This is a genomic window from Mesorhizobium sp. M6A.T.Ce.TU.002.03.1.1, assembly GCF_003997275.1.
GTDB lineage: Bacteria > Pseudomonadota > Alphaproteobacteria > Rhizobiales > Rhizobiaceae > Mesorhizobium > Mesorhizobium mediterraneum.
Window position 1 is genome coordinate 1 of the sequence record NZ_RZTI01000074.1, and the last position, 24,312, is coordinate 24,312.

The following is a 24,312-nucleotide window of genomic DNA, read 5'->3' on the forward strand; positions in this document are numbered from 1 at the left end:
GCCGCCCGCTGGACGTTGCTTCTTTCATGGGCGGCCTTCGTTTGCGGCGGCGTGGTCGGCATGGTCGTGCTGTTCTTCCGCATCGCCAAGAACAAGTGGAGCCGGCGAATGGCTTCGGGCTACATCGCGCTTTTCCAGGGAACGCCGCTGCTCATGCAGCTCTTCCTGATGTTCTTTGGCCTGCCGATGCTGGGCTTGCGTATCGAACCGTGGACCGCCGCCGCATTTGGTCTCACCTTCTTCGCCAGCGCCTATCTCGCCGAAATCTGGCGCGGCGGCGTCGATGCGCTGCCGCGCGGCCAGTGGGATGCGGGCGCCAGCCTCGGCCTTCATTATCTGCAGGAACTCAGGCTGATCATCCTGCCGCAGGCGTTTTCTATCACCCGCGCGCCGACCGTCGGTTTCCTGGTGCAGTTGATCAAGTCGACCGCGCTGACCTCAATCATCGGTTTCGAGGAACTGGTCAGGACATCCAACGCCATCAACAATGCGACCTTCGAGCCGTTCACCGTGTATGGGCTGGTCGCTTTGATCTTCTTCATCATGTGCTTCCCGCTGACGCAATACGCACGTTCGCTTGAACGACGGGCAACTAAAAACTAGGACGCCGGTTCTGCGACTAGCGCTCGGATGCCTCCTTAACCGTGTTTCCGGTCACCTCTTCGGAGCTATCTCCTTGTTGGAAGAAGAGTTCTGTGTACTCTCCACATACTTTAGGAAGGGCTTGGGGATGAGAATTGCAATGTTCGTCGCGTTGGCAGCGACGGTGGCCGGATGCGCGATCTCTCCGGTCGACTATGGAGCGTCGCTTTCGAAGCAAGACCAGAAATGGGCCTCGCCGGGATGCCAGCAAGCCCGCATGGAGGCCTCGGACTACGACGCTCGCGAAAAAAAGCAGCCGGGTTGGGGGACCGGCGTCTTTCTTGGCCCGTACGGATTAGGGCTCGCAGCAGCCATCAAGGAGCACCAGCAGAAGCAACGAAAATTGTTCGCCCGCGAGGTGCACCTGCGGTGCTCAAGTCTTCCACTGCCAACGGAGTTGCAACGCGATTTAAGCCCCCAGGCCGCGAGTGCAAATCAGACGAAATACCCATAGACGTCACGACCCGCGCTCCTTCGTGACGGTGCCGCTTTCATCAATGCCCAAAGGAGATCGGCGGCGCGATCCTGTCCCGCCGCAGCCAGCGCGCCAAAAGCAGCGCCGCCACCACCGCCAATCCCAACGACAGGCCGATCCAGATGCCGACGCCGTTGAGCCCGGAATGGAAGGCCAGCAGCACGCCGAGCGGCAGGCCGATGCCCCAATAGCCGATCGCGGCATAGATCATCGGCACCGTGGTGTCGTGCAGGCCGCGCAGCATGCCGGCGGCCACGGCCTGCGCTCCGTCGAAAATCTGGAACAGCGCGGCAAAGGCCAGGAACGACACGGCAAGCCCGATCACCCTGGCATTGGCCGGGTTACCGAGGTCGATGAAAGCGCTGATCAGCAATTGCGGCCACAGGATCATCGCCAATCCCATCAGCGCCATGAAGGAGACGCCGATGACAAAGGCGGTCCAGCCGGCGCGGGAGACACCTTCCGCATCGCTGGCGCCATGGGCCAGCCCGACGCGCACCGTCGCCGCCTGGTTCAGGCCAAGCGGCACCATGAAGGAGATCGATGCGATCTGGATGGCAATGGCATGCGCCGCGAGCGAGTCCGCATCGATCAGGCCCATGAGAAGCGCCGCAGCATTGAAGATCGTCACCTCGAACGCCAGGAGGCCGGCGATCGGCAGGCCGAGCCGCAGCAGGCCCTTGAAGCGCGGCCAGTCGGCCCGCCAGAAGCGCCCGAACAGATGGTAGCGGCGAAACTTCGGCTCAAGCATCACCACCGCCGCCATGCCGACGAACATCAGCATGCTCGACAGCGTGGTGGCGAGGCCGGAGCCGGCAATACCCATCGAAGGAATGCCGAGATTGCCGAACATGAACACCCAGTTGAAGAGGGCGTTGCAGGCGACGGCAACGAAGACGATGACCAGCGCCCAGCCCGGCCGCTCCAGCGCCGAGATGAACGAGCGCAGGACGATGTACCCGTAGAAGGGCAGCACCGCCCATTCGAGCCAGCGCAGGTAGATGCCGGCCTGATGCGCGAGCGCCGGCTCCTGGCCCATGGCCAGCAACACGGCCTCGCCGTGCCAGAGAAAGATCCAGATCGGAATGCAGATGAGGATCGCCAGCCACAGGCCCTGGCGCACGGTGCGGCGTAGGTCGCGCACCGAATGACGACGGCGGCCGAGCTCGGTGGCGATCATTGGCGAGGTCGCCAGCATCAGGCCGAGCCCGAAGATCAGCGGCATGAAATAGAGGTTGGCGCCGAGGGCGCCGCTGGCCAGCGTGTCCGGACCCAGCCGTCCCATCATCATGACGTCGGTGGCAGTCATCGCGGTCTGGCCGAGATTGGTGAGCACCATCGGCCAGGCGAGCGCCAGCGTCGCCCTGATTTCCTGACGCCAAAGGTTTTCCGGCGCGCGAGCGCCGGCTTCGATCGCAGACATTTTTTCGCCTATCCGATTGCGGCGCGTCGGCTAAAGCCGGAAGCCACGTCTCAGCGCGGAAAATGGCCGTGATCGGCCCGGATTCCGCATTAACCGCATGGCTTGTCTACGAAATGGGCAGCTATGGCAAGAGGCTGACGCGGGGAAGGGTTAAGCCAGCAAAGTCGCAGAGGTCTCAATCATGCCTATTGGCGCGCCTATTGGAGAAAGCATGGAAGCCACTATAGTTTGCGTTGTGGCCAATCCGACACCGGCAGGCGGCGTACAGATTTCATCGAAAGGCATGCGGATGAGCGCGTTTCTCGAAATCTATCTGGTTCGGCATGGCGAGACGGAATGGAGCGCCTCCGGAAAGCACACCGGCCTGACCGACATACCGTTGACGCCTGCCGGCGAGGAGGCGGCCGGGCGGATCGCTGAGCGGTTGCAGGGCCTTTCGTTCCAGGCTGTCTGGTCGAGCCCGTCTCAGCGCGCCTTCAAGACTTGCACGCTGGCCGGCTTCGGCTCGGCCTGCGTGAAGCTGGCCGATCTGGCGGAATGGGATTACGGCGCTTACGAGGGCCTGACCACCAAGCAGATCCTCATCGAGCGTCCAGGCTGGCGTCTCTTTCGCGACGGCTGCCCAAGCGGCGAAGCGGCGCAGGATGTCGGCGCGAGGGCGGACCGGATCGTCAACCAACTGCGCGAGGTCGGCGGCAATGTCCTGGTTTTCTCAAGCGCTCATTTCCTGCGGGTGCTGGCCGCGCGCTGGCTCGGCCTGCCGCCGCAAGACGGCGCCCTCCTCGTCCTGGATACCGCCAGCATAAGCGTGCTCGGCTACGAGCACGACCTCGGCGAACCAATTATCCGGCGCTGGAACCAGAGATAGCATACGCATTGCAGGCTGTTCGAGCCTATCTGATCGCGTCCAGCGCCTGCCTCTGCCGATGCATCTCCAAAAACACGCGGTAGTCGCGATCGAACCGGCCGGCGGCAGCCGGATTCGACGCCCGCTTCCTGCCGCCCTGCTGCATGGCGACGCAAGCGGCGTTCAGATCAGGGAAAAGCCCGGCGGCGGTGGCCGCAACCATGCCGGTGCCGAGCAGCACCGCCTCGTCGGCCAGCGGCTCGACCACCGTGCAGCCGGTGGCGTCGGCGTAAAGCTCCATCAGCAGCGGGTTCTTGGTGTGCCCGCCGGTGACATGCAGCGTGTCGATCAGATAGCCGTTCTCGTTCAGTGCCTCCAGCACATGGCGCACGCCCAGCGCGATGCCGACGGCGGTGCGCCAATAGAGCTTGCACAGGCTGTCGAAGGAGGAATCCAGCGTCAGTCCGCTGATGACGCCGACCGCATGCGGATCGGCGAGCGGCGAGCGGTTGCCGTGGAAATCCGGCAGCACATGCAGCCTTCCGGCAAGATTCTCGCCCTCTATGGCACGCAGTTCGGCGACACGCCGGGCGATCCTGGCGTGCATGGCGGCGTCCGGCTCACCGCCGGCGCCATGCCAGCGGATGATGTGGTCGAGCAGCGCGCCGGTCGCCGATTGACCGCCTTCCGACAGCCAAAGCTTGGGAAGGCCCGCCCCATAGTAAGGGCCCCAGACTCCGGCAAAGGGTTGCGGATCGGGTGACATCGCCATGACGCAGCTCGACGTGCCGGCGATCAGCGCCAGATGGCGGCCGATGTTGGTTTCATCGCCGGCAAAGCCACCGAGGACCCCGAGAGCGCCGGCATAGGCATCAATGACGCCGGCGCCGACCCGGCATTTTTCGGTCAGGCCAAGCTCAGCTGCAGCTTCCGCGCTCAGCCGGCCGATATCGGTGCCGACCGGGCTGGCCTTGTCAGGCAGATTGCCATGCTCGAAAAGGTCGCCAAGGCCGACGGCTTCGAAGAAGCTGCGCCGCCAGCCGGTTTCCTCATGCGCCAGATAGGTCCACTTGGCGGTCAGCGTGCACTGCGAACGGGCGAGCGAGCCGGTCGCCTTCCAGGTGAGAAAGTCGGTGAGGTCGAATAAATAGCCGGCTTCATTCCATGTTCCGGGCAGGTTGCGCTTCAGCCACATCAGCTTCGGCGTTGCCATTTCCGGCGACATGACGCCGCCGATATAGTCGAGCACGGCATGGCCGCTTTCGGTGCATTCATCCGCCTCGGCAATGGCGCGGTGATCGAGCCAGACGACGGTGTCCCAGCGCCTTTCGCCTGACACCGACACGCTGAGCTGGCCACCATCCCTGCCCCGCACCACGAGCGAGCAGGTGGCATCGAAGGAGATGCCGACGATATTCTCCGGCGCCACGCCGGCCTTTTCGCGGGCGGCGCGCACCGCAATGCAGACCGCCGACCAGATATCCCGCGAATCGTGTTCGGCGTGATCGGCCTTCGGCCGGTTCATGACGATCGGGTGCTCGGCGCGACCGAGCAAGGTGCCTCCGGTGTCGAGAATGCCCGCGCGGGCGCTCCCGGTGCCGACATCGACCGCGCAAACGAAACTTTTCGTCAAGGTGTTCCTGCTCTCGCTCCCAGGCCTGCAATCAGATCAGGCAATTGCAGCATGTCAGCGAATATAAAGTCCGGCTCACTCGACGCAAGCCGCGCTTTCAGTGCCGGGTTGCCAGTATGTGAGCCGCCGGTGAAGGCAAGGACGCGCATGCCTGCAGCCCGCGCCGCTTCGATGCCGGCGGGGCTGTCCTCGATGACCAGACAATTTTGCGGGATTGCTCCCATTTTGGCGGCTGCGTGGAGAAAAAGGTCCGGCGCCGGCTTGCCCCGCGCGACCATGGCGGCGCTGAACAGATGCGGCTCCAAGAGCTCGAGCAGCCCGGTGACGTCGAGCGCATAACGGATGCGGTCCAGCGTGCCGGAGGAAGCGACGCAGCATGGCAGCCCGAGCCTCGGCAGAACCTGCCCGATGCCGGGGATCGGCTTCAGCTCCTCGCGAAACTTGCGCATCAGCTCGACACGCATCCCGGTCAGATGCTGGTCGGTGATATCAATCCCGAAGTCGCTAAGAAGAATTTCGCGAACGCTTTTCATGCTCTTGCCGAGAAAATGCTCATAGGCGATCTCCTCGCTGATCGTGCCGCCGGCAAGCGTGATCATGCCAAGCAGCGCCGCGACGGACAGTGTCTCGCTATCGACCAGCACGCCGTCGCAGTCGAAGATGACCAGATCAGGCGTCATTGCAGGGCCTTCATGGGCGAGACTTCATGGATATTGAGCCGATTTTAGAGCTGGCCGGCGAGGTAGCGCGTCAGTGTCGCACGCGCGCCGTCGGCCCAGAGCGCCTTGAGCGCATTGGCAAAGGCTTCGACAAACGGCGCCGCGCGGCCGACATCGCCATAGATGTCCTCCATGGCAAGCCAGGCGGCAGGCGCATCCTTTGCCGCCCTGGCGGTCGTCTGCAGCCGGTCCCAGCTCGGATCGTTGGGTTCGATGACGGCTCCGCTATCCGTCGTGCCGAAGCAGTAGCGGCACCAGAGCGCCGATTCCAGCGCCAGGCCAGCGACGCCCTTGCCGGCTTTCAGCCGGTCGGCGATGGTCGGGATGATAAATTTCGGCTGCCGGTTGGAGCCATCGAGACAAAGCCTGCGGATCGTGTCGCCGATCTTCGGATTGGAGAAGCGGTGCTCGATGAGTTGATAATAGTCCTCCAGCACGGTGTCCGGCACCGGTGGCACGGTCGGGATGATCTCGTCGTGCTCCAGTCTGTCGAGAAAGCCGCGCACCAGCGGCTCCTGCATCGCCTCGTGGACGAAATGGATGTCCATCAGTCCGGCCGGATAGGCGATGGTCGCATGGCCGCCATTGAGGATGCGGATCTTCATCAGCTCGTAGGGCGCGACATCGCTGACGAACTGCACGCCGACCTTCTCCAACGGCGGGCGGCCGTCGGTGAAATGGTCCTCCAGCACCCATTGCTTGAACGGCTCGCAGAACACCGGCCAGTTGTCTTCAAGGCCGAACTCGCTCGACAGAATGCCGCGCTCACGGTCGGTGGTGGCCGGCGTGATGCGGTCGACCATGCCATTGGGAAAGGCGACTTCCTCGCCCACCCACTTCGCCAGATCCTCGTCGATCAGCCGCGCGAGACCAACGACGCCGTCAGAGGTGACATGGCCGTTGTGGGGGATGTTGTCGCAAGACATGACCGTGAAGGGCACGATGCCGTTGTCGCGGCGGCGGATCAGCCCGGCAAGGATGATGCCGAAGACGGTCTTCGGCGTAGCGCCCGGCTCAGCATCGGCGACAATGTCGGGATGGGTTGGATTGAACACGCCGGACGCCGGATCGATGAAGTAGCCGCCTTCGGTGATGGTCAGAGAAACGATCCTTATCGCCGGATCGGCGAGCCGTTCGATGATCGCGGCCGCATCGCCCGGCATCAGGAAATCGACCATGACGCCGGTGACGCGGGCGCTCATATGACCACTGTCCTGCTCGACCACGGTGGTCAGCCAGTCCTGTTCCTGCAGCTTGCCGCGGCCGACCTTCTCGCCCTCGAAGACGCCGGCGCCGACCAGTGCCCAGTCGTGGCCAACGCCCGAATTGAACAGATCGTCGAGATAGACTGCCTGATGCGAGCGGTGGAAATTGCCGACGCCGAAATGCACGATGCCGGCTTTGAGCGCAGCGCGATCATATTTCGGGCCGGCAACCTTGGGCGGAAGCTTGGCGAGGATGGAAGACGAGAGTTTCACGGCCATTTGCTTTTTATCCTTGGGCGGGACGGCTCTTCTCCCCGTGGAGGAAACGGGGAGAAGAGCGCCTTCGCCCCCCTCAACTCATCCACTGGCCACCGTCGACATTGTAGGTCTGGGCGACGATGTACTCGGCGTCCTCGCTGGCCAGGAACACCGCCATGCCGGTGAGGTCTTGCGCCGTGCCCATACGGCCATAAGGCACCGCCTCGCCGACCAGCCGCTTCTTCTCGCCTTTCGGCCGGTTCTCGTACTTGGCGAACAGGGAATCGACATGATCCCAGTGCTCGCCGTCGACGACGCCCGGCGCGATGGCATTGACGTTGATGCGGTGCTTGATCAGATCGAGCCCAGCCGACTGGGTGAGCGAGATGACGGCGGCCTTGGTGGCGCAATAGACGCCAACCAGCGCCTCGCCGCGGCGCCCGGCCTGGCTCGCCATGTTGATGATCTTGCCGCCCTTGCCCCGGGCGATCATCGAGCGGGCGGCTGCCTGCAGCATGAACAGCGTGCCGGCGACATTGACGGAAAACAACCGGTCGTAGCTCGCCTTCGATATCTCGACGATCGGCGCCAGGTCGAACAAAGCGGCGTTGTTGATCAGTATGTCCAGCCCGCCGGTCCTTGTCTCGACCGCTTTCACCGCCGCCTCGATCGAAGCGAGGTCGGTGACGTCCAGTTTCACGGCATAAGCCTTGCCGCCGATCTCCGAGGCCGTCTTTTCCGCAGCTTCGAGATTGATGTCGCCGATCGCAACCGTGGCGCCCTCGCGCACATAGGCTTCGGCGAACGCCCTGCCGATGCCGCGCGCCGATCCGGTGATCAGCGCCGATTTACCCGTCAGCCTCATTGCATCATCGCCTTTCCGTCGGCGCCGAAGCGGTGCAGCTTGGCCTTGTCCGGGGTCAGATAGATCGTGTCGCCGTGATCGACGGCCAGTTCACCGTCGGCGCGCACCGTCAGCGGACCGACGCCGTCCGCCTGCACGTGCAAAAACGTGTCGGAGCCAAGATGCTCGGCGACACCGACCGTGGCCTTCCAGTCGCCTGATGTCGTCGAAATGTTCATATGCTCCGGACGGATACCGACCGTCCTGGCGCCGTACTTGGCTGCCGACGCGCCTTCGATCAGGTTCATCTTCGGCGAGCCGATGAAGCCAGCGACGAACAGGTTCTTCGGCGTCTTGTAGAGCTCCATCGGCGAGCCGACCTGCTCGACATTGCCGGCATTGAGCACGACGATCTTGTCGGCCATGGTCATCGCCTCGACCTGGTCGTGGGTGACGTAGACCATCGTCGTCTTGAGCTGATGATGCAGCTCACTGATTTCCAGCCGCATGGTGCCGCGCAGGGCCGCGTCGAGGTTGGACAAAGGTTCGTCGAACAGGAAGGCCGAAGGCTGGCGCACGATGGCGCGACCGATGGCGACGCGCTGGCGCTGACCGCCGGACAGTTGGCCGGGGCGGCGTTCGAGATAGTTGGTGAGATTCAAGATGCGCGCCGCGTCCTTCACCTTCCTGTCGATGGTCGCCTGGTCCTCCCCCGCCATCTTCAGCGGAAAAGCGATGTTCTTGGCCACCGTCATATGCGGGTAGAGCGCATAGGACTGGAACACCATGGCCAGCTTGCGCTTGGCCGGCGCCTCGCCGGTCACGTCGCGGCCGTCAATGTTGATGGTGCCGGCGGTGGTGTCCTCCAGCCCGGCGATCAGCCGCAGCAGCGTGGACTTGCCGCAGCCCGACGGGCCGACGAAGACGACGAACTCGCCGTTCTCGATGACCAGATCGATGCCTGGAATGATGATCGTCGACCCGAAGGACTTGGAGACGTTCTTGAGCGTGATGTTTCCCATGGTTTCCTCCCCGAGAGGTATTTTTGTCGATTGCTTCAGGCAACGTCCGTTACTTCACGGCGCCAAATGTCAGGCCGCGCACCAGCTGCTTCTGGCTGAACCAGCCCATGATCAGGATCGGCGCGATCGCCAGCGTCGAGGCCGCCGACAGCTTGGCCCAGAACAACCCTTGCGGGCTTGAGAAGGAGCTGATGAAGGCGGTGAGGGGCGCGGCCTCGGTAGTGGTCAGCCGGATCGTCCAGAACGCCTCGTTCCACGCCAGGATGATGTTGAGCAGCATCGTCGAAGCAATGCCCGGCACCGCCATCGGCGTCAGCACATAGACGATCTCGTTCCAGAGCGAGGCGCCGTCCATGCGCGCCGCTTCCAATATCTCGCCGGGGATTTCGCGGAAATAGGTGTAGAGCATCCACACCACGATCGGCAGGTTGATCAACATCAGCATGATCATCAGGCCGATGCGGCTGTCGAGCAATCCGGTATCGCGGAAGATCAGGTAGATCGGGAACAGCACGGCAACCGCCGGCATCATCTTGGTGGAAAGCATCCACATCAGGATGTCCTTGGTCCACTTGCCCGGCGAGAACGCCATCGACCATGCCGCCGGTATGGCGACAAGCAAGGCCAGAATGGTCGAGCCGACCGACAGGAACACCGAGTTGAGGAAGAACTTGAAGTAGCCGCTCTGCGCCTCGACCGCGGTATAGCTCTCCGTGGTTCCCGACGGAAACAGGTTGAAGCCCTGGATGGCCTCCTGCTCCGACTTGAACGAGGTGATGATCGTATACAGGATCGGGAAGAAGACCAGCAGGGCGACGATCCAGGCGGCCGCGGTCGCAATCGTCTTGTGCTGGGTGCTGACTGCACGTGCCATCGTTTCCTCCCTTATTTGTCCAGGTTCTTGCCGACCGCGCGCATGGCGAAGAAGGCGACGATGTTGGCGAGAATGACGGCGAGGATACCGCCGGCGGATGCTTGGCCGATTTTGAACTCCAGCAGCGCCTTCTGGTAGACGAGGAAGGGCAGGTTGGTGGAGGCGTAACCGGGGCCGCCATTGGTGGTGACGAGGATCTCGGCATAGACCGACAGCAGGAAGATCGTCTGGATCAGGATGACGACGGTGATGGCGCGCGACATGTGCGGCAGCGTCAGATAGATGAAGCGGCTGATGAAGCCGGCCCCGTCCATCTCGGCGGCCTCTTTCTGCTCGCCGTCTAACGACTGCAGCGAGGTCAAAAGAATCAATGTCGCAAATGGCAGCCACTGCCAGGCGACGATGATGATGATCGCCAGCATGGGATATTGCCCGAACCAGTCGATCGGCTGCCCGCCGAAGAAGCGCGCAATATCGGCAAAGACGCCGTATTGCGGATGCATGATCATGTTCTTCCAGACCAGCGCTGCCACCGGCGGCATGACGAAGAACGGCGAGATGACGAGGATGCGGACGATGCCCTGTCCCCATATCGGCTGATCGAGCAGGAGGGCCAGCAGGATGCCGCCGATCACCGTGATCAAAAGCACGCTGACCACGAGGACGAGCGTGTTGAGGATCGACTGCAGGAATGCCGGGTTTGAATAGAAGAGCGCGTAGTTCGAGAAGCCGACGAACCCGTCGCGGATCGGGTTGAGCGGGTTGTACTGCTGGAAGGAGAACCACAGGGTGAACGCCAGCGGCACGATCATCCAGACGAACAGCAGCACCACGGATGGCGCCATCATGAAGCGGGCAAGCGAACGGGTCTGCTGAGTAGCCATGACGGTCACCCTTCAAAGGTCAGCCAAATTTTCGAAAGTGTGAAGGTGGCCGCCCGAACTGGGATTCGGGCGGCCCCTTTGCCGGCCATGATAGGCAACCGGCGTTCGGCACCGGGAGGAGCCTACTGGATATAACCGCCCTCGGTCATCGTCGCGGTGGCAGCGTCCTGCGCCTGCTTCAAGGCGTCGTCGACGCTCGTCTGGCCGGCGAGTGCCGCCGAGAACAGCTGGCCGACAGTCGTGCCAAGGCCCTGGAACTCGGGGATGGCGACGAACTGGACGCCGACATAGGGCACCGGCTTGACGGTCGGATGCGTCGGATCGGCGGCGTTGATCGAGTCCAGCGTCATCTTGGCGAAGGGCGCCGCCTTCTGGTATTCGGGGTTGTTGTAGAGTGAAGTGCGCGTTCCGGGCGGAACATTGGCCCAGCCTTCCTTCGATGCGACGAGCTCGGCATAGGCTTTGCTGGTTGCCCAGGAGACGAATTTCTGAGCGGCGTCAGCCTTCTGCGTGCCGGCTGGAATGGCCAGCGACCAGGCCCACAGCCAGTTGCCGCGCTTGCCAAGCCCGTTGTCGGGAGCAAGCGCGTAACCGACCTTGTCTGCGACTGTTGAGTTCTTCGGGTCGGAGACGAAGGACGCGGCGACGGTGGCGTCGATCCACATGCCGCACTTGCCCTGCTGGAACAGCGCCAGGTTTTCGTTGAAGCCGTTCGAAGACGCGCCCTCGGGGCCATTGGCCTTCATCAGGTCGACATAGAACTGCAGCGTGTTCTTCCACTCGGGCTGGTCGAACTGCGGCTTCCAGTTCTCATCGAACCAGCGTGCGCCGAAGGAGTTCGACATGGCGGTCAGGAAGGCCATGTTCTCGCCCCAGCCGGCCTTGCCGCGCAGGCAGACACCGTTCACGCCGCTAGCGCGATCCGTCATCTTGTCGGCGGCTTGCTTGATGAAGTCCCAGGTCGGCGCGTCGGGCATGGTCAGCCCGGCCTTCTCCATCAGGTCCTTGCGGTACATGACGAAGGAGCTTTCGCCGTAAAACGGCGCTGCGTAAAGGGTGCCGTCGACCGACAGGCCGCCGGCGATCGCCGGGATGATGTCCTTGACGTCATAGTCGTCGCCGAGCTTGTCGAGCGGCAGCAGCCAGCTCTGCTTGGCCCAGATCGGAACCTCGTAGGTGCCGATGGTCATCACGTCGTACTGGCCACCCTTGGTGGCGATGTCGGTGGTGACGCGCTCGCGCAGCACGTTCTCCTCGAGCGTGACCCACTGGAGCTGGATGTCGGGGTTCTTGGCGGTGAAGTCGTCGGTCAGCTTCTGCATGCGGACCATATCGCCATTGTTGACAGTGGCGATGGTGATGGATTCGGCATGCGCGGCGAACGCAAAGGCGCTGGCCGACAACAGACCCAGGGTGAGCGTGCGAAGTTTCATCAAATTCCTCCCATAGACCAAGCTGAGCATTTGCCTTGGCTATGGGCAATTACTCACTCTCCGTGAATTATGTCAAGCCGGATTCGTTGCTGCAGCGCAGCACGCAGCCTCGTGCGGGATTCGGTTCCGGACGGTTTGAATAAGCTTGCCGGCGCCCCAGACCTCGGGTTTTCGGCGCGGCGTATCGACCTATTGGCCGGCGATCTCAGCCAGGATCCATTCGCGAAAAGCGCGGATCTTCGGCACGTTGCGCCGCGCCTGGGGATAGACCAGCCAATAGGCATGGCCGTCGTCGCCGACCAGATCGAACGGCTGGATCAGGCGGCCATCGGCAAGCTCGGCGTTGAAAAGCGCGGCCGTCACGATCGCCACGCCCTGCCCGGCGATCGCGGCGTTGGCCTCGTAGGCCTGCGCACCCATGCTGGAGCCGGGGCGCTTGGCCAATTCCTCGACCGGCAGGCCGGCGGCGATAAACCAGTCCCGCCACCAGATGTCGCCGGGGTCGAGGATCGGCAGGCGCAACAGATCGGCAGGCTCCTTCACCCCGCCAATGGACGCCGCGAGTTTCGGGCTCAGCATCGGCGTGAAATCCGCATTGAAAAGCTTGTGCACTTCCACGCCCGGCCAGTTTCCCCCGCCTGAACGGATGGCGATGTCGATATCCTCGCGGGTGAAGTCGACCACGCGGTTCGATGTGTCGAGGCGAACCGCCAGCGACGGGTGCGCGACCTGAAACGAGCCGAGATGCCGCGCCAGCCAATTCGAGGCAAAGGTCAGCAGCGTCGAGACACAGAGCACCCCATCGGCGCCGCTGCGCGCGGCAGCATATGCTCCGCCCAACAGGGCGAACGCCTCGCTGACCGCAGGCGCCATGCGTTGCCCCGCCTCGGTCAGCACGATCTGCCTTGGCCGGCGCAAGAACAGAGGCGCGCCGACGCGCTCCTCCAGGAGCTTGATCTGATAGCTCGCCGCCGCCTGCGTCATGCCAAGCTCGCCGGCGGCCTTGGTGAAGGAAAGATGCCGCGCCACCGCCTCGAACACGCGGATCGCCTGAAGCGGAGGGAGTTGGGAGACCTGCCGTGACTTGAGTTCAGGCATAAGCCCTCCTTATGGGCCGTGATCGACGTTTGATTGGCAGCAAGGCGCCGTGAAGCCGATATTTGTGGTCGACGCATCAATCAGTTCAAGCATAGCGAAGGCTGACGATCATGACCACGATCCAGGAAAAGCTGTTTCTAACGCCAGGCCAAAGCTGGTTTTCGCGGCTGGCGCGCGGGCTTGCACGGCACGCGGCGAGAAAACGGGCCTATCTCGACATCAGGGAACTGCCGTCGCATCTGCAGCGCGACATGGGTTTTCTCGATGGCAACGATCCTTACGGTCGGCACAAATAGCCTTGCTGGACTTATCCCTAATCAACTGGCCGCCAGCAAAGCGGCGGCGGTCCGCTCGTCGGTGATGAGGCCGTTGACCAGCCGCCGGTTTACAGCCGCAAGGATGCCGGGCAGCTTCCGCTCGCCCATGGCGAGCGCGATCACCAGAGACTTTTCGCGCGACGGCAGTGACGCCGAAGACACCCTGTCATTGGTGATGCCCTCGATCATCCGGCCTTCGCGATCGAAGACCCAGCCGACGATCTCGGCGACGCCGCCGGCTTTCTGCAGCGCCTTCAATTCACTTTCCGAAATGAAGCCGTCTTCATAGAGCGGCGCCTTCGGGCCGAGATCGCCGATGCCGATGAACGTGACGTCGGCTTCCGCTGCAAGCGCCAGCGTCGGTTGAATCATCGGTTGGCTGAGCAGCATCTCGCGCTCCTCCGGCGAGGAGGCGATGACCGGCAACGGCATCGGGAAGGAGCGCGCCTTGACCCTGTCGGCCATGGTGAAGATGACGTTGTAGAAGGCGGCCGAGCCGTCGGGCGAGATGTTGCCGGTCAGCGACACGACCTTGTGCTGAGGGCATTCCATCGGCGGCAGCTGCTCGATTGCCGCCTTCAGCGTGCGGCCGGTGCCGATCGCCATGACGATCGGCGTCGGCGACCGCAGCCGCCGTTCAATCTCGGCCGCCGCCGCCTCGGCGACGCCGATGATGGTCGAGGAGGAAGCAGGATCGCTCGGCACCACCTCGACCAGATCGAGCGCGAAGCGCGATTTCAGTCGCGCCGCGAGATCGAGGCAATTGGCGATCGGGTGGTCGACGCGCACCTTGATCAGCCCTTCCGACACCGCCAGCGACACAAGCCGCTGCGCCGTCTGCCGTGAGATGCCGAGCGTCGAGGCGATCTGGTCCTGCGTGTTGCCGGCGACATAATAAAGCCAGCCGGCGCGTGCCGCGTCGTCCAGCCTGTTGCTGCCGCTGTCCTGCCGGGAATTCAACTTGCTGCCTCCCTGCCCCGAGCATCAAGGCGGGGGCGCTTTACTTTTAAGGGGGAATGCGCTTGTGCGCAATTGCCTATCACCAGAGCAATTGCTTAGGTGAACTGCCCGAGGCGCCTGTGGTGCTTAGAGTGGATGATCGTAGCCAAGCAATTTTTGAAGTCCCGCAATGTCCGTGCAGTCAGGCGCGGCGGTTTATCTCCCGACGCAAACCCTTTAGGGATTCAGACAAAGGAGCCTCGCATGACGCCGAAAGCGGTTTTCTGGGACATGGACGGCACGCTGGTCGATAGCGAGCCGTTGCACGAGGCGGCGCTGGTGGCGGCGCTGCACAGCGTCGGCATCGCGGCGCCGGCCAACCTGCATGAGCGGGTGCTGGGCATTGCCGCATGGCCGGTCTACGAGATGCTGCGCGACGAGTTCGGCCTCGACCTGCCCTTCGACGACTGGATCGTGCGCAAATACGATCACTATCTGCCGATGGCCGAGACGCTGAAGCCGCGCATCGGCGCGATCGAGATTTTTAACGAGCTGCGCGCGCTTGGCGTGGCGCAGGCGGTGGTGTCCAATTCCGACCGGCTGATCGTCGATGCCAATCTGCGCGCGGTTGGCCTCTTCTATCCCGGCATGAAGACAATCAGCCGCAATGACGTGCACGAGGGCAAGCCGCACGCCGAACCCTTCCTGCGCGCCGCTTGGCTGGCCGGTGTCGATCCGGCCGATGCCGTGGCCGTCGACGACAGCGTGACCGGCGCCACGGCGGGGCTGGCGGCGGGGATGAGGACGATCTTCTGGCCGGAGGCGCCTATGGACGGGCCGCCCGGCGCGATCGTCATCAACAGCGCCGACGAATTGCGGGCGGAGCTGGGGCTTTAAGTATCAGTTCCGGTAAACAGGCTCCTGCTCGTCGAGGATCGCCTTCAATTCAGACAGGTGCCGTTCGGCCTGGCCGGGATAGTCCTCTTGCTCCAGCGCTGCTTTTTCCGCGATTTCATCCGGCAGGACCCGCAGCGGACGGCCGGTCCACAGCGCCTTGATATAGGTCTCGGCGGCGCGCTCGAAATAGAACATGCGGTTGAAGGTGTCGGCAACGGTATCGCCGATGACCAGCACGCCATGGTTGCCCATGACCATCACCTTGACCTTCGGATCGGTAAGCAGCTGCGAGCAGCGTTCGCCCTCCTCCTCGAAGGCGAGCCCGCCATAGTGGCCGTCGACGACGTGGCGGTTGAAGAAGATCGCCGAGTTCTGGTCGATCGGCGGCAGCGTCGAGTCGGCGAGCGAGGCGAGCACCGTGGCGTGGATCGAGTGCACATGCATGACGCAACGCGCATGACGCACATTGCGATGGATGGCGCCGTGCAGGCCCCATGCCGTCGGGTCGGGCGCATTCGGGCCGGAGAGCGTATCGGGATCGTTGGCGTCGATCAGCAGCAGGTCGCTCGCCTTGATGCGTGAGAAATGCACCTGGTTGGGATTCATCAGGAATTGCGAGCCGTCATCGTTGACGGCCAGCGAGAAATGATTGGCCACCGCCTCGTGCATGTTGAGCCGCGCCGTCCAGCGGAAGGCGCAAGCCAGATCGACGCGCTCCTCGTAGAAAGGCAGGTTGGTCAGCATTTCCTTCTGCAGGCGGGCGATGCTCATCGAAAACCTCCGTGAAAGAAGCAAGGATGCCGCGCGCCGGCGGAACGCGCAACCGGTTTCGTTTGGTGCAGGCGAGCGCCGTCGCCTTACGCCGCAGTGCTTCTGGCGGCGTCGACCCGCAGCCCGCCATGCTCGATGATGAAATCGATCACCTCCTGCAGGCCCTTGCCGCGCGACAGGTCGGTGAAGCCGAACGGCCGCTTGCCGCGCATGCGGGCGGCATCGCTCTCCATGACGTCGAGATTGACGTTCACATAGGGGGCGAGATCGCTCTTGTTGATGACCAGGAAGTCGGACCGCGTGATCGCCGGTCCGCCCTTGCGCGGGATCTCCTCGCCCTGGCAGACCGAGATGACGTAGAGCGTCAGATCGGCGAGATCAGGCGAGAAGGTAGCGGCGAGATTGTCGCCGCCCGATTCGATGAAGACGATGTCGAGATCCGGGAATTTCCTGTTCATCTCGGCGATCGCCTGCAGATTGATCGAGGCGTCCTCACGGATGGCGGTGTGCGGGCAACCGCCGGTCTCGACACCCATGATGCGATCCTCGGGCAGTGCCTGAAGCCGGGCCAGCATCATGGCGTCTTCCTTGGTGTAGATATCGTTGGTGACGACGGCGATGGAAAACTCGTCGCGCAGTGACTTGCAGAGCTTTTCGGTGAGCGTCGTCTTGCCGGAGCCGACCGGGCCGCCGATGCCGATGCGAAGAGGACCGTTGGCTTGGGTCATGCGGAAAACTCCGTGATGGCAAGAATGGCGAAGCCGAGCCCGATCAGCAGGCACAGCGGCGAATAATAGCGGACATCGAACCGCGCGAAAGGCTGTTCCGGCGTCAGCCGGCGCCACCACGGCGTGAAACCGGCAATGCCGCGCGCCAGGAAGACCAGCGCGATGAGCAGCGCTGTCGCGGCAAGCCCGGCCTTGGGAAAGGGCGTGGCAAACACGCCTTCGAGCGCCATCGGCCACAGCGTCGCCAGGCCGAGGCAGGCAGCAACGGCAAAAGAAGCGAAGGGCGCCGGCATCTCGTCGACGCTGCGAAAGCCGACCACCGCGCGGGCGCAGGAGGCAGCGTCCCTGCCCGGCCAGATCCCGCCAATACCCCAATAGACATGCAGCGTGGTGATCAGCAGCAGGACGATTGAGAGAATGAAGGCAAGTACGATCATGAGCGGAACAGCCGGGAATACTGGGTTTCGTGCTTCATCGCCATGATGTCGGAGACGAAGGCGCAGCCGCCGAGATCGTCAAGCGTCGAATTGGAGGCACGGGACGCCGTTTCCAGCGCCAGCGGCTCAAAGCCGGCGAGCAGCGCGGTGGCGCCGGTCTGGCCGACGACGCCGAGCCGGATCGCCGCCTGGACGAGATTGGAAAAGAAACTCTGCAGGAAGGCCGACAGCGCGTCCTGCAGCGCGATGGCGTTGCCACCGGCAGTTGCGCCGACTGCGACGCAATAGGGGCACTCGGCCGGCAGGCGTTCCAGCACCTGGCAGGGCCAGGCCGAAGCCGCCTTCAGGAAGGCCGCCCCTTGCAGGATGGTTTCAGTGTGGCGCTCGCGCGAGCCGGCCAAGGCCTCGGCGAGTGCGGCGATCTCGTCGAGATCACCGGCTTGCCGCGCGCGCCGCCAGCTTTCGGCAAACAGCACGGCATCGTTCCAGCCCGAGCCCATCTCGACCAGCGTCTCCAGCCATGCGGCGAGGTCTTTGCTGTCGGCAACCAGTCCGTCGTGCACGGCGCGTTCGAGACCATGGCTGTAGGAAAAGCCGCCGACCGGAAAGGAAGGCGACAGCCACGCCATCAGCCGCAACAAGGCAACGTTGGAAGGCTGGTCAGTCATGATCATGGCCGTGCGAATGGCTGTGGGAGTGCGATTCGTTGTGGGCATGGGAATGCGCCTCAGCGTGGCTGTGTGCATGCGCCTCGGCATGGCCGTGGCCATGGCCGGAATAGGCACCACGCACCGGCACGAACGGTTCGGAGACGTCGCGCACGGTCGCGCCCAGCCCTTCCAGCATCGCCTTGATGACATGATCGCGCAGGATGAGTATGCGTTCCGCCTCGATGGCGGCCGCCAGATGGCGGTTGCCGATATGCCAGGCGAGCTCGGTCAGATGAACAGGGCTCAAGGCGCGGATGTCGTAGAGCGGCTCCTCCGCGGCGATGATCTCGACATGGCGGCCATCCTCAAGCACCAGCCGGTCGCGATCGCCCAAAGCAACCGGCTCGGGCAGGTCGACCAGTATCTTGTCGCCGCCTGAAGTCTCGATGGCGCGGCGACGCAGGTGCCGCTCGTCATGGGCAAGCACGGCCCGATCATAGGGCGTGACCGCTCCCGCTTCGCCGGCGGCAAGCACGGAGACGGCACGCGGGAATTTAGTGAAGTCGGTGCGGATATCGAGCTTCATGTAACACCTGCCTTGCAAAAAGCTTAGTCCGTTCCAGGCATCGACCCAATGCCAGCGCATGACCCCGAAATCGAATTCGATTTCGGGAAGGATCATGCGCCAAGTCAAGTTTCTACAGCGTCCTTTGCGCGTCCGAAAGGACGCGCGGCGCTGTAGTCAAACGATCGTGTCGAAGAGCCGCAGGATAAACGATATCTGGTAGACGAGGGCGGCGGCGACAAAGGCGATGTGGAAGCGGCGATCGCGGACAAGCATCGCGATGATGCAAAGCGCGACGAACACCGGCGTGCGGAACAAATATTCAACGCCGAAGCGGGCAAAATGCTCGGGCCCTTTCAGAAGCGTGTCGATCACATCGAGCAAGTAAGTCGCCGCCAGCAGGCCGAAGAACCAGGCACGGCGCGAGTAGAAAAAATCCTCGTAGCTGGTGTAGTCCAGCATCGAGTCCGGAAACAGCAGCGCGCAGAGCAGGAACAGCGTGACTGCGTAGAAGATGATGAACAGGTACTTGCCGAAGGTCCAGGTCTCGATCTGAAACAGGCCGAACTCCCACCACCAGAAATGCACCAGCATCAAGAGCACCGACACAACCCAGGCCAGATGCACCGAATAGAGCCGGTACTGTCCGGGATGCTGGACAATGCGGGCCACCCCGGACAGCAGCCGCGTGACGCCAAGCCCGATCACCATGCCCAAGATGATGCGGATGTGGGGGAATATGTCGTGGGCGTAAGGGAGTTGCTGGTTCATAAACGCCCAAGGAGGATTCGGTGCAATGGGGCTGTTTAAAGCGTCGCGGTCTAAAGGCTTAATCGCGGATAAGTTGATCCGACGACCAGGGAGCACCCGGAAAAAAATCGTGGTGGAGTATGTCTCTGATCGAATACGGGCAGTCGACAGGAAAATCCCGCTCGTTCAGACCCGTCTCGTCGGCCGTCTTTAGCCTCGCCATCCTGAATTCCCGTCCGAGCTGTTGCCCAGGATAAGCTTTCAGGCTTGGGCTTTCGTCGAGCAGGTTTTCGATCTGATATCGCTGCTCGCGGATTGTCATCAACCATCCTGCTTTACGCTTCTCGGGTTGAAATTGCCATTTGAGGAGGTGCAGTAGCAAGTTGCCCAGCCTGCTTCTGATCTCTCTTTTGTCGCTACGCCCCAAACTCTCGATCTCCTCCGCCAGATTTTCTCGATCGAGGTCGGACAGACGACCTTCGCGCAGCAGCGCGCCTTGTTCGGCGCACCACTGAGCATAGTCGGCCTCGTAGGGCGTCAATTGCTGTTTTCGAAAAATCTTGTTCATCCAGCGTATATTGCTCCAAAGGGTCCAGATTTCCAAGTTGGAAGCAAAAGATGGAGCCGATCAGGCGCTTCTCCGAAGCGTTTTCAGCGCGGCGGTTGACAATCCGTGCACAGTTTTGGGCGAGCAGCTGACAGAACGCGCGCACTTAGCCGTCAGAGACATTTCACCAATTCATGAACTTTGGTGAAGTTGATTGGTTAGAACAAAAAGTACCTTTGTGCCATCGGCAGCACCGTGGCCGGCTCGCAGGTGAGCAATTCACCGTCGGCGCGGACCTCATAGGTTTCAGGGTCGACCTCGACATGCGGGGTGGCGTCGTTGAGCACCATCGAGTGCTTGCCGATGCCGCCGCGGGTGTTCTCGACGGCGACCATCTGTTTGTCGACGCCGAGCCTGCCGCGCAGGCCAGCGTCGAGCGCGGCCTTGGAAACGAAGGTCACCGACGAATTGGTCATCGCCTTGCCATAGGCGCCGAACATCGGCCGGTAGTGCATCGGCTGCGGCGTCGGGATCGAGGCGTTGGGATCGCCCATCGGGGCGGCGGCGATCATGCCGCCGATCAGCACCATGTCAGGCTTGACGCCGAAGAAGGCCGGGTTCCACAGGACCAGATCGGCGCGCTTGCCGACCGTCACCGAGCCGATCTCTTTGGATAGGCCATGCGCGATGGCCGGGTTGATCGTGTATTTGGCGATGTAGCGGCGGACGCGGAAATTATCGTTGTCGCCGGTTTCCTGCGGCAGCGAACCGCGCTGACGCTTCATCTTGTCGGCGGTCTGCCAAGTGCGGATCGCCACTTCGCCGACGCGGCCCATCGCCTGACTATCGGACGAAATGATCGAGAAGGCGCCGATGTCGTGCAAAATGTCTTCGGCGGCGATGGTCTCCTTGCGGATGCGGCTTTCGGCAAAGGCGATGTCTTCGGGGATCGACGGCGACAGATGATGGCAGACCATCAGCATGTCGAGGTGCTCTGCCAGCGTGTTGACGGTGTAGGGGCGGGTCGGATTGGTCGAGGACGGGATGACGTTGGGCAGGCCGCAAACCTTGATGATGTCTGGCGCATGGCCGCCGCCGGCGCCTTCGGTGTGGAAGGCGTGGATGGTGCGGCCCTTGATGGCTGCCACCGTGTTCTCGACAAAGCCGGACTCGTTCAGCGTGTCGGTGTGGATCATCACCTGCACGTCGTAATCGTCGGCGACCGACAGGCAGCAGTCGATTGCCGCGGGCGTCGTGCCCCAATCCTCGTGCAGCTTCAGCGAGCAGGCACCGCCGAGCACCATTTCTTCAAGCGCCGCCGGCAAGGACGCGTTGCCCTTGCCCGACAGGCCGATGTTCATCGGGAAGGCGTCGAAGGACTGGATCATACGCGCCATATGCCACGGCCCAGGCGTGCAGGTCGTCGCCAGCGTGCCATGCGCCGGGCCGGTGCCGCCGCCGAGCATGGTGGTGATGCCTGACATCAGCGCTTCCTCGATCTGCTGCGGGCAGATGAAGTGGATATGCGCGTCGAAGCCGCCAGCGGTGAGGATCTTGCCCTCGCCGGCGATGATCTCGGTGCCGGGGCCGATGATGATGGTGACGCCGTCTTGCATATCCGGATTGCCGGCCTTGCCGATTGCGGCGATGCGGCCGTCCTTCATGCCGATATCGGCCTTGAAGATGCCGCCTGACGCATCGACGACCAGCGCATTGGTGATGACGGTATCGACCGCGCCTTGGGCGCGGGAAACCTGGCTCTGGCCCATACCGTCGCGGATGACTTTGCCGCCGCCGAATTTCACCTCTTCGCCATGAAGGGTGAAATCCTTCTCGACCTCGATGAACAGCTCGGTATCGGCAAGCCGCACCTTGTCGCCGACGGTCGGGCCGTACATCTGGGCATAGGCGGCGCGGGTGATTCTAGCCATCGGCAATTGCTCCTGAAATGCGGCCCAAAGTACAGCCGGTCGAAGCCCGGCCCCACATTGTCGCCATCCTATGGTCACGTAATGACCCGCTGGGCGACACTTTCCGATCCCATTTAACGTTTGAGGTGGCTGGGCCACTCCAAAACGACCGTTTGCCAATCGATGGAAAGGAAGATCCATGCGCAAAACGATACGTCTCGCAGCCGCCGCCACCCTCCTGCTCGCGACCGCTGCCAGCGCCCAGCAACAGCCTGCGCCGCAACCCGGCGAGCCGCCGGCTTCGCCCGCTCCCGCGGCGCCCGGCGCTCAGCCGGAAGTGCCGGCGATTCAGACCGTCAACGTCGTCGACATCGAAGAACTGCCCGAGGAAACGAAGACGAAGGTCAATGAAGTGATCGCCAAGCGCGGCGAGGATGGCCTGCAGAAATTGCGCAGCTCGATCGACGCGACGCCCCAGGTCAAGTCCGCGCTCGAAGCCAAAGGACTCACCTCGGCGCAAGTGATCGCCGCCAGCATGGACACCAATGGCGCGCTGACCTTGATCACCAAGAAAGCGAGCTGACGATGCGCTATGGCGGGCCGGCGCAAGGTCGGCCCGCCGCATCGGGGAGGGAACCTTCGCAGGGCAGAACACGTTTCGATTTTTTGGCGTAGAAACGAGCCTCGAAAGAGGCTCTGAGAGCGAGCGATGGCGATCACCACCTTCCCCGACACAAGATGGCTGCATATGATTGCCGCAACTGCGTTTCTCGCGGCGACCGTCCCCCAGGCCGCGCTGAATGCGCAGGGTCTTGAAGGCCCGGACACCGTCGACAGGATCATCGGCTCGGAGGTCGGCCAGGAAGAGACCAACACGGCTGTGGAGGCCGGCAAAGTCGCCACGGCGATCGACCGGACGCGTGAAAACATCGGCGCGGTGCGCAAGACATCCAAGCTCGACAAGGTCGATATCGTGTTCCTCACCGATGCGGCGCGCACGGAAGGCGGTCCGCCGCCGGAGATCGAGACCAAGGTTAAGGAACATCAGGAAGACATTGCGGAACTGCGCAAGGAGATCGAGGCGAACGCATTGCTGTTCAACGCCATCGACTCGCGACGCGTGCTGACCGAAGACGTTCTCGCCGTGGAATTCGACGATCCCGGAAAGGTCGTCATCTACGCGGCGGCCAAGCCACCCAGCTGAGCCGGAACTGCTCGACGCCTTGGATATCACAGCGCGCCCATGATCTTCTGCTGAAACCCGTAGACCTCGCGCTTGCCGCCGAGCGGCACTAGCGTGACGTCGCGCTCCTGACCGGGCTCGAATCGCATTGCCGTGCCGGCGGCGATGTCGAGGCGCATGCCCCGCGCCTTGTCGCGATCGAATTTCAACCCCTCATTGGTCTCGAAGAAGTGATAGTGGCTGCCGACCTGGATCGGCCGGTCGCCGCTGTTGGCCACTTTCATCGTGATGGTCGGCTGGCCCTTGTTCAGTTCGATCTCGCCGCCTGCCGTGATGATTTCGCCCGGGATCATCGCCAGCCTCACAAGACGCCGAAGGCGAGGCCGGCACCGACGGCCGCACAGGCGCCGCCGGCGGCGCGCGCAAGGCCTGGGAACCTGATGCCGAGGCCAAGACCGGCAGCGAGGCCGGCGGCATGGAGCAGCGCAGTGGCGACGGCAAAGCCGGCCATATAACCGAGTCCGCTGGCGTTTTCAGGCACTTCGGTGCCATGGGCGTGACCGTGGAACAGCGCAAACAGGCCGATGATGGCGACGCCGGCCGAGACGGGAAGATCGACCGCGAGCGCGACCAGCAGTCCCAGCGCCACGACCGACGCCAGTATGCCCGGTTCGACGAACGGCAACGGCACCTGCAGCATGCCGAGCGCGCCGCCCGCCAGCATGACGCCGACGAATGCGAGCGGCCATGCGACAACCGCCTTGCCGCCCTTGAGGGCCGCCCATAGCCCGACCGCGATCATCGCCGTCAGGTGGTCGAGGCCGGAGAGCGGATGCATGAAGCCGGCTGACCAGGACGAGGTCGTGCCGATGCCGACATGGGCATAGGCGGGCATTGCAGCGGCGAGAAGCAGGACCGCCGAGAGGGACGTGCGTTTGATCGTTGCGGGAACCATCGATATGCCTTCCGTTGTCAGGATCGTGCCGTCACGCGGCATCGCGGGCCGGACCGCAGCCCTCGGCCTTGAAGACGCGCTTTGTCGAAGCGGGATATTTCATCAGCATCGCCGCCGGCCGAATCGGGCGCATGGAGAAATTGCCGCCGCAATTCGGGCAGGCGCCGGCCAGCACATTTGCCACGCAATCGGCGCAGAAGGTGCATTCGAAGGTGCAGATCAGCGCGTCCATTGCCTCAGGCGGCAGGTCCTTGTCGCAGCATTCACAGTTGGGTCGCAGCTCAAGCATTTTCCTCTCCTCACCTT

29 protein-coding genes are annotated in these 24,312 nt (G+C 63.0%); 7 read left to right on the plus strand and 22 right to left on the minus strand.

Features of this window, described 5'->3' with window-relative positions:
• Nucleotides 1–603, plus strand: a 603-nt coding sequence (locus EOC93_RS20715) for an amino acid ABC transporter permease (protein WP_164759218.1), incomplete at its 5' end; no start/stop codon positions are given.
• Nucleotides 604–730: 127 nt separating this feature from the next.
• Nucleotides 731–1,096, plus strand: a complete 366-nt coding sequence (locus EOC93_RS20720) for a hypothetical protein (RefSeq protein WP_095485083.1) — start codon at nt 731–733, stop codon at nt 1,094–1,096.
• A 40-nt stretch (nt 1,097–1,136) separates the two neighbouring features.
• Here the strand turns inward: EOC93_RS20720 and EOC93_RS20725 are convergent, their stop codons facing one another.
• Nucleotides 1,137–2,540 carry an MATE family efflux transporter gene (locus tag EOC93_RS20725; protein WP_127205547.1) on the minus strand — a complete coding sequence of 468 codons (1,404 nt, stop codon included), beginning with the start codon at nt 2,538–2,540 and terminating at the stop codon, nt 1,137–1,139.
• Between the two features lie 289 nt (nt 2,541–2,829).
• Between EOC93_RS20725 and EOC93_RS20730 the strand changes: the two genes are divergently transcribed.
• Nucleotides 2,830–3,408 (plus strand): histidine phosphatase family protein, encoded by a 579-nt coding sequence (locus EOC93_RS20730; protein WP_127205565.1) that lies wholly within the window; start codon nt 2,830–2,832, stop codon nt 3,406–3,408.
• Nucleotides 3,409–3,433: 25 nt separating this feature from the next.
• Here EOC93_RS20730 and EOC93_RS20735 read toward each other — a convergent pair whose 3' ends face one another.
• The 9 genes from EOC93_RS20735 to gcvA all read right to left on the minus strand — a co-directional run bounded on the left by EOC93_RS20735 (nt 3,434) and on the right by gcvA (nt 13,357).
• On the minus strand, nt 3,434–5,020 hold the full coding sequence (locus EOC93_RS20735; protein WP_127205548.1) for an FGGY-family carbohydrate kinase: 1,587 nt from the start codon (nt 5,018–5,020) through the stop codon (nt 3,434–3,436).
• Nucleotides 5,017–5,700 (minus strand): HAD family hydrolase, encoded by a 684-nt coding sequence (locus EOC93_RS20740; protein ID WP_127205549.1) that lies wholly within the window; start codon nt 5,698–5,700, stop codon nt 5,017–5,019. Before EOC93_RS20740 ends, EOC93_RS20735 begins: the two co-directional genes overlap by 4 nt.
• A 44-nt stretch (nt 5,701–5,744) precedes the next feature.
• The gene (locus EOC93_RS20745) at nt 5,745–7,223 is read right to left on the minus strand and encodes a mannitol dehydrogenase family protein (protein WP_127205550.1); all 1,479 of its coding nucleotides are present in this window, start codon (nt 7,221–7,223) and stop codon (nt 5,745–5,747) included.
• 73 nt (nt 7,224–7,296) lie between these two features.
• The gene (locus EOC93_RS20750; RefSeq protein ID WP_127205551.1) at nt 7,297–8,067 is read right to left on the minus strand and encodes an L-iditol 2-dehydrogenase; all 771 of its coding nucleotides are present in this window, start codon (nt 8,065–8,067) and stop codon (nt 7,297–7,299) included.
• Nucleotides 8,064–9,068, minus strand: coding sequence for an ABC transporter ATP-binding protein (locus EOC93_RS20755; protein ID WP_127205552.1), 1,005 nt, complete (start codon nt 9,066–9,068; stop codon nt 8,064–8,066). Before EOC93_RS20755 ends, EOC93_RS20750 begins: the two co-directional genes overlap by 4 nt.
• Before the next feature lie 49 nt (nt 9,069–9,117).
• Nucleotides 9,118–9,942: a carbohydrate ABC transporter permease gene (locus EOC93_RS20760; protein ID WP_095484590.1), complete on the minus strand. Its 825-nt coding sequence runs from the start codon at nt 9,940–9,942 to the stop codon at nt 9,118–9,120.
• 11 nt (nt 9,943–9,953) lie between these two features.
• Nucleotides 9,954–10,826, minus strand: a complete 873-nt coding sequence (locus EOC93_RS20765; protein ID WP_126104098.1) for a sugar ABC transporter permease — start codon at nt 10,824–10,826, stop codon at nt 9,954–9,956.
• A 122-nt stretch (nt 10,827–10,948) separates the two neighbouring features.
• Nucleotides 10,949–12,259: a sugar ABC transporter substrate-binding protein gene (locus EOC93_RS20770; protein ID WP_095484592.1), complete on the minus strand. Its 1,311-nt coding sequence runs from the start codon at nt 12,257–12,259 to the stop codon at nt 10,949–10,951.
• Nucleotides 12,260–12,448: 189 nt separating this feature from the next.
• Nucleotides 12,449–13,357: a transcriptional regulator GcvA gene (gcvA, locus tag EOC93_RS20775; protein ID WP_095484593.1), complete on the minus strand. Its 909-nt coding sequence runs from the start codon at nt 13,355–13,357 to the stop codon at nt 12,449–12,451.
• Nucleotides 13,358–13,467: 110 nt separating this feature from the next.
• Here gcvA and EOC93_RS20780 point away from each other — a divergent pair, with 110 nt between their 5' ends.
• Nucleotides 13,468–13,653 (plus strand): hypothetical protein, encoded by a 186-nt coding sequence (locus EOC93_RS20780; protein ID WP_095484594.1) that lies wholly within the window; start codon nt 13,468–13,470, stop codon nt 13,651–13,653.
• Nucleotides 13,654–13,674: 21 nt separating this feature from the next.
• Here the strand turns inward: EOC93_RS20780 and EOC93_RS20785 are convergent, their stop codons facing one another.
• Nucleotides 13,675–14,634, minus strand: coding sequence for a sugar-binding transcriptional regulator (locus tag EOC93_RS20785; RefSeq protein ID WP_095484595.1), 960 nt, complete (start codon nt 14,632–14,634; stop codon nt 13,675–13,677).
• Nucleotides 14,635–14,877: 243 nt separating this feature from the next.
• On the opposite strand from EOC93_RS20785, the gene EOC93_RS20790 reads away from it, so the two are divergent.
• Nucleotides 14,878–15,510, plus strand: coding sequence for an HAD family phosphatase (locus tag EOC93_RS20790; RefSeq protein ID WP_095484596.1), 633 nt, complete (start codon nt 14,878–14,880; stop codon nt 15,508–15,510).
• A 3-nt stretch (nt 15,511–15,513) separates the two neighbouring features.
• Here the strand turns inward: EOC93_RS20790 and EOC93_RS20795 are convergent, their stop codons facing one another.
• The 8 genes from EOC93_RS20795 to ureC all read right to left on the minus strand — a co-directional run bounded on the left by EOC93_RS20795 (nt 15,514) and on the right by ureC (nt 21,889).
• On the minus strand, nt 15,514–16,281 hold the full coding sequence (locus EOC93_RS20795) for a class II aldolase and adducin N-terminal domain-containing protein (protein ID WP_127205553.1): 768 nt from the start codon (nt 16,279–16,281) through the stop codon (nt 15,514–15,516).
• Nucleotides 16,282–16,367: 86 nt separating this feature from the next.
• The gene (ureG, locus tag EOC93_RS20800) at nt 16,368–17,009 is read right to left on the minus strand and encodes an urease accessory protein UreG (RefSeq protein ID WP_127205554.1); all 642 of its coding nucleotides are present in this window, start codon (nt 17,007–17,009) and stop codon (nt 16,368–16,370) included.
• The gene (locus EOC93_RS20805) at nt 17,006–17,446 is read right to left on the minus strand and encodes a DUF3995 domain-containing protein (protein WP_127205555.1); all 441 of its coding nucleotides are present in this window, start codon (nt 17,444–17,446) and stop codon (nt 17,006–17,008) included. Before EOC93_RS20805 ends, ureG begins: the two co-directional genes overlap by 4 nt.
• Nucleotides 17,443–18,114, minus strand: a complete 672-nt coding sequence (locus tag EOC93_RS20810; protein ID WP_127205556.1) for an urease accessory protein UreF — start codon at nt 18,112–18,114, stop codon at nt 17,443–17,445. Before EOC93_RS20810 ends, EOC93_RS20805 begins: the two co-directional genes overlap by 4 nt.
• On the minus strand, nt 18,107–18,682 hold the full coding sequence (locus EOC93_RS20815) for an urease accessory protein UreE (protein WP_127205557.1): 576 nt from the start codon (nt 18,680–18,682) through the stop codon (nt 18,107–18,109). Before EOC93_RS20815 ends, EOC93_RS20810 begins: the two co-directional genes overlap by 8 nt.
• Nucleotides 18,683–18,838: 156 nt before the next feature.
• Nucleotides 18,839–19,432: a hypothetical protein gene (locus EOC93_RS20820; protein ID WP_095484601.1), complete on the minus strand. Its 594-nt coding sequence runs from the start codon at nt 19,430–19,432 to the stop codon at nt 18,839–18,841.
• 58 nt (nt 19,433–19,490) lie between these two features.
• Nucleotides 19,491–19,979, minus strand: a complete 489-nt coding sequence (locus EOC93_RS20825) for a DUF29 domain-containing protein (RefSeq protein WP_095484602.1) — start codon at nt 19,977–19,979, stop codon at nt 19,491–19,493.
• A gap of 197 nt (nt 19,980–20,176) precedes the next feature.
• Nucleotides 20,177–21,889, minus strand: a complete 1,713-nt coding sequence (gene ureC / locus EOC93_RS20830) for an urease subunit alpha (RefSeq protein WP_126104105.1) — start codon at nt 21,887–21,889, stop codon at nt 20,177–20,179.
• A gap of 178 nt (nt 21,890–22,067) precedes the next feature.
• On the opposite strand from ureC, the gene EOC93_RS20835 reads away from it, so the two are divergent.
• Together EOC93_RS20835 and EOC93_RS20840 are read left to right on the plus strand one after the other, a co-directional pair.
• Entirely contained in the window at nt 22,068–22,451 is a 384-nt protein-coding gene (locus EOC93_RS20835; RefSeq protein ID WP_095484604.1) for a hypothetical protein, read from the plus strand.
• 126 nt (nt 22,452–22,577) lie between these two features.
• Nucleotides 22,578–23,072: a hypothetical protein gene (locus tag EOC93_RS20840; RefSeq protein ID WP_127205558.1), complete on the plus strand. Its 495-nt coding sequence runs from the start codon at nt 22,578–22,580 to the stop codon at nt 23,070–23,072.
• A gap of 26 nt (nt 23,073–23,098) precedes the next feature.
• Here the strand turns inward: EOC93_RS20840 and EOC93_RS20845 are convergent, their stop codons facing one another.
• From EOC93_RS20845 to EOC93_RS20855, 3 genes are read right to left on the minus strand one after another with little or no spacing between them, the layout of a single operon-like run.
• On the minus strand, nt 23,099–23,404 hold the full coding sequence (locus tag EOC93_RS20845) for an urease subunit beta (protein WP_077374464.1): 306 nt from the start codon (nt 23,402–23,404) through the stop codon (nt 23,099–23,101).
• Between the two features lie 8 nt (nt 23,405–23,412).
• Nucleotides 23,413–24,006: a HupE/UreJ family protein gene (locus EOC93_RS20850; protein WP_127205559.1), complete on the minus strand. Its 594-nt coding sequence runs from the start codon at nt 24,004–24,006 to the stop codon at nt 23,413–23,415.
• A gap of 31 nt (nt 24,007–24,037) precedes the next feature.
• On the minus strand, nt 24,038–24,295 hold the full coding sequence (locus EOC93_RS20855; protein ID WP_095484606.1) for a DUF1272 domain-containing protein: 258 nt from the start codon (nt 24,293–24,295) through the stop codon (nt 24,038–24,040).
• Nucleotides 24,296–24,312 lie beyond the last annotated feature (17 nt).

Coding starts and splice junctions, on each gene's coding strand:
- EOC93_RS20815 (WP_127205557.1), bottom strand. CDS start 18,682: ATGAAGCTCGATATCCGCACCGACTTCACTAAATTCCCGCGTGCCGTC.
- EOC93_RS20795 (WP_127205553.1), bottom strand. CDS start 16,281: ATGAGCATCGCCCGCCTGCAGAAGGAAATGCTGACCAACCTGCCTTTC.
- gcvA (WP_095484593.1), bottom strand. CDS start 13,357: ATGCCTGAACTCAAGTCACGGCAGGTCTCCCAACTCCCTCCGCTTCAG.
- EOC93_RS20835 (WP_095484604.1), top strand. CDS start 22,068: ATGCGCAAAACGATACGTCTCGCAGCCGCCGCCACCCTCCTGCTCGCG.
- EOC93_RS20765 (WP_126104098.1), bottom strand. CDS start 10,826: ATGGCTACTCAGCAGACCCGTTCGCTTGCCCGCTTCATGATGGCGCCA.
- EOC93_RS20840 (WP_127205558.1), top strand. CDS start 22,578: ATGGCGATCACCACCTTCCCCGACACAAGATGGCTGCATATGATTGCC.
- EOC93_RS20790 (WP_095484596.1), top strand. CDS start 14,878: ATGACGCCGAAAGCGGTTTTCTGGGACATGGACGGCACGCTGGTCGAT.
- EOC93_RS20850 (WP_127205559.1), bottom strand. CDS start 24,006: ATGGTTCCCGCAACGATCAAACGCACGTCCCTCTCGGCGGTCCTGCTT.
- ureG (WP_127205554.1), bottom strand. CDS start 17,009: ATGACCCAAGCCAACGGTCCTCTTCGCATCGGCATCGGCGGCCCGGTC.
- EOC93_RS20855 (WP_095484606.1), bottom strand. CDS start 24,295: ATGCTTGAGCTGCGACCCAACTGTGAATGCTGCGACAAGGACCTGCCG.
- EOC93_RS20845 (WP_077374464.1), bottom strand. CDS start 23,404: ATGATCCCGGGCGAAATCATCACGGCAGGCGGCGAGATCGAACTGAAC.
- EOC93_RS20825 (WP_095484602.1), bottom strand. CDS start 19,979: ATGAACAAGATTTTTCGAAAACAGCAATTGACGCCCTACGAGGCCGAC.
- EOC93_RS20755 (WP_127205552.1), bottom strand. CDS start 9,068: ATGGGAAACATCACGCTCAAGAACGTCTCCAAGTCCTTCGGGTCGACG.
- EOC93_RS20750 (WP_127205551.1), bottom strand. CDS start 8,067: ATGAGGCTGACGGGTAAATCGGCGCTGATCACCGGATCGGCGCGCGGC.
- EOC93_RS20760 (WP_095484590.1), bottom strand. CDS start 9,942: ATGGCACGTGCAGTCAGCACCCAGCACAAGACGATTGCGACCGCGGCC.
- EOC93_RS20720 (WP_095485083.1), top strand. CDS start 731: ATGAGAATTGCAATGTTCGTCGCGTTGGCAGCGACGGTGGCCGGATGC.
- EOC93_RS20730 (WP_127205565.1), top strand. CDS start 2,830: ATGAGCGCGTTTCTCGAAATCTATCTGGTTCGGCATGGCGAGACGGAA.
- EOC93_RS20805 (WP_127205555.1), bottom strand. CDS start 17,446: ATGATCGTACTTGCCTTCATTCTCTCAATCGTCCTGCTGCTGATCACC.
- ureC (WP_126104105.1), bottom strand. CDS start 21,889: ATGGCTAGAATCACCCGCGCCGCCTATGCCCAGATGTACGGCCCGACC.
- EOC93_RS20820 (WP_095484601.1), bottom strand. CDS start 19,432: ATGAACCAGCAACTCCCTTACGCCCACGACATATTCCCCCACATCCGC.
- EOC93_RS20780 (WP_095484594.1), top strand. CDS start 13,468: ATGACCACGATCCAGGAAAAGCTGTTTCTAACGCCAGGCCAAAGCTGG.
- EOC93_RS20740 (WP_127205549.1), bottom strand. CDS start 5,700: ATGACGCCTGATCTGGTCATCTTCGACTGCGACGGCGTGCTGGTCGAT.
- EOC93_RS20770 (WP_095484592.1), bottom strand. CDS start 12,259: ATGAAACTTCGCACGCTCACCCTGGGTCTGTTGTCGGCCAGCGCCTTT.
- EOC93_RS20745 (WP_127205550.1), bottom strand. CDS start 7,223: ATGGCCGTGAAACTCTCGTCTTCCATCCTCGCCAAGCTTCCGCCCAAG.
- EOC93_RS20810 (WP_127205556.1), bottom strand. CDS start 18,114: ATGACTGACCAGCCTTCCAACGTTGCCTTGTTGCGGCTGATGGCGTGG.
- EOC93_RS20725 (WP_127205547.1), bottom strand. CDS start 2,540: ATGTCTGCGATCGAAGCCGGCGCTCGCGCGCCGGAAAACCTTTGGCGT.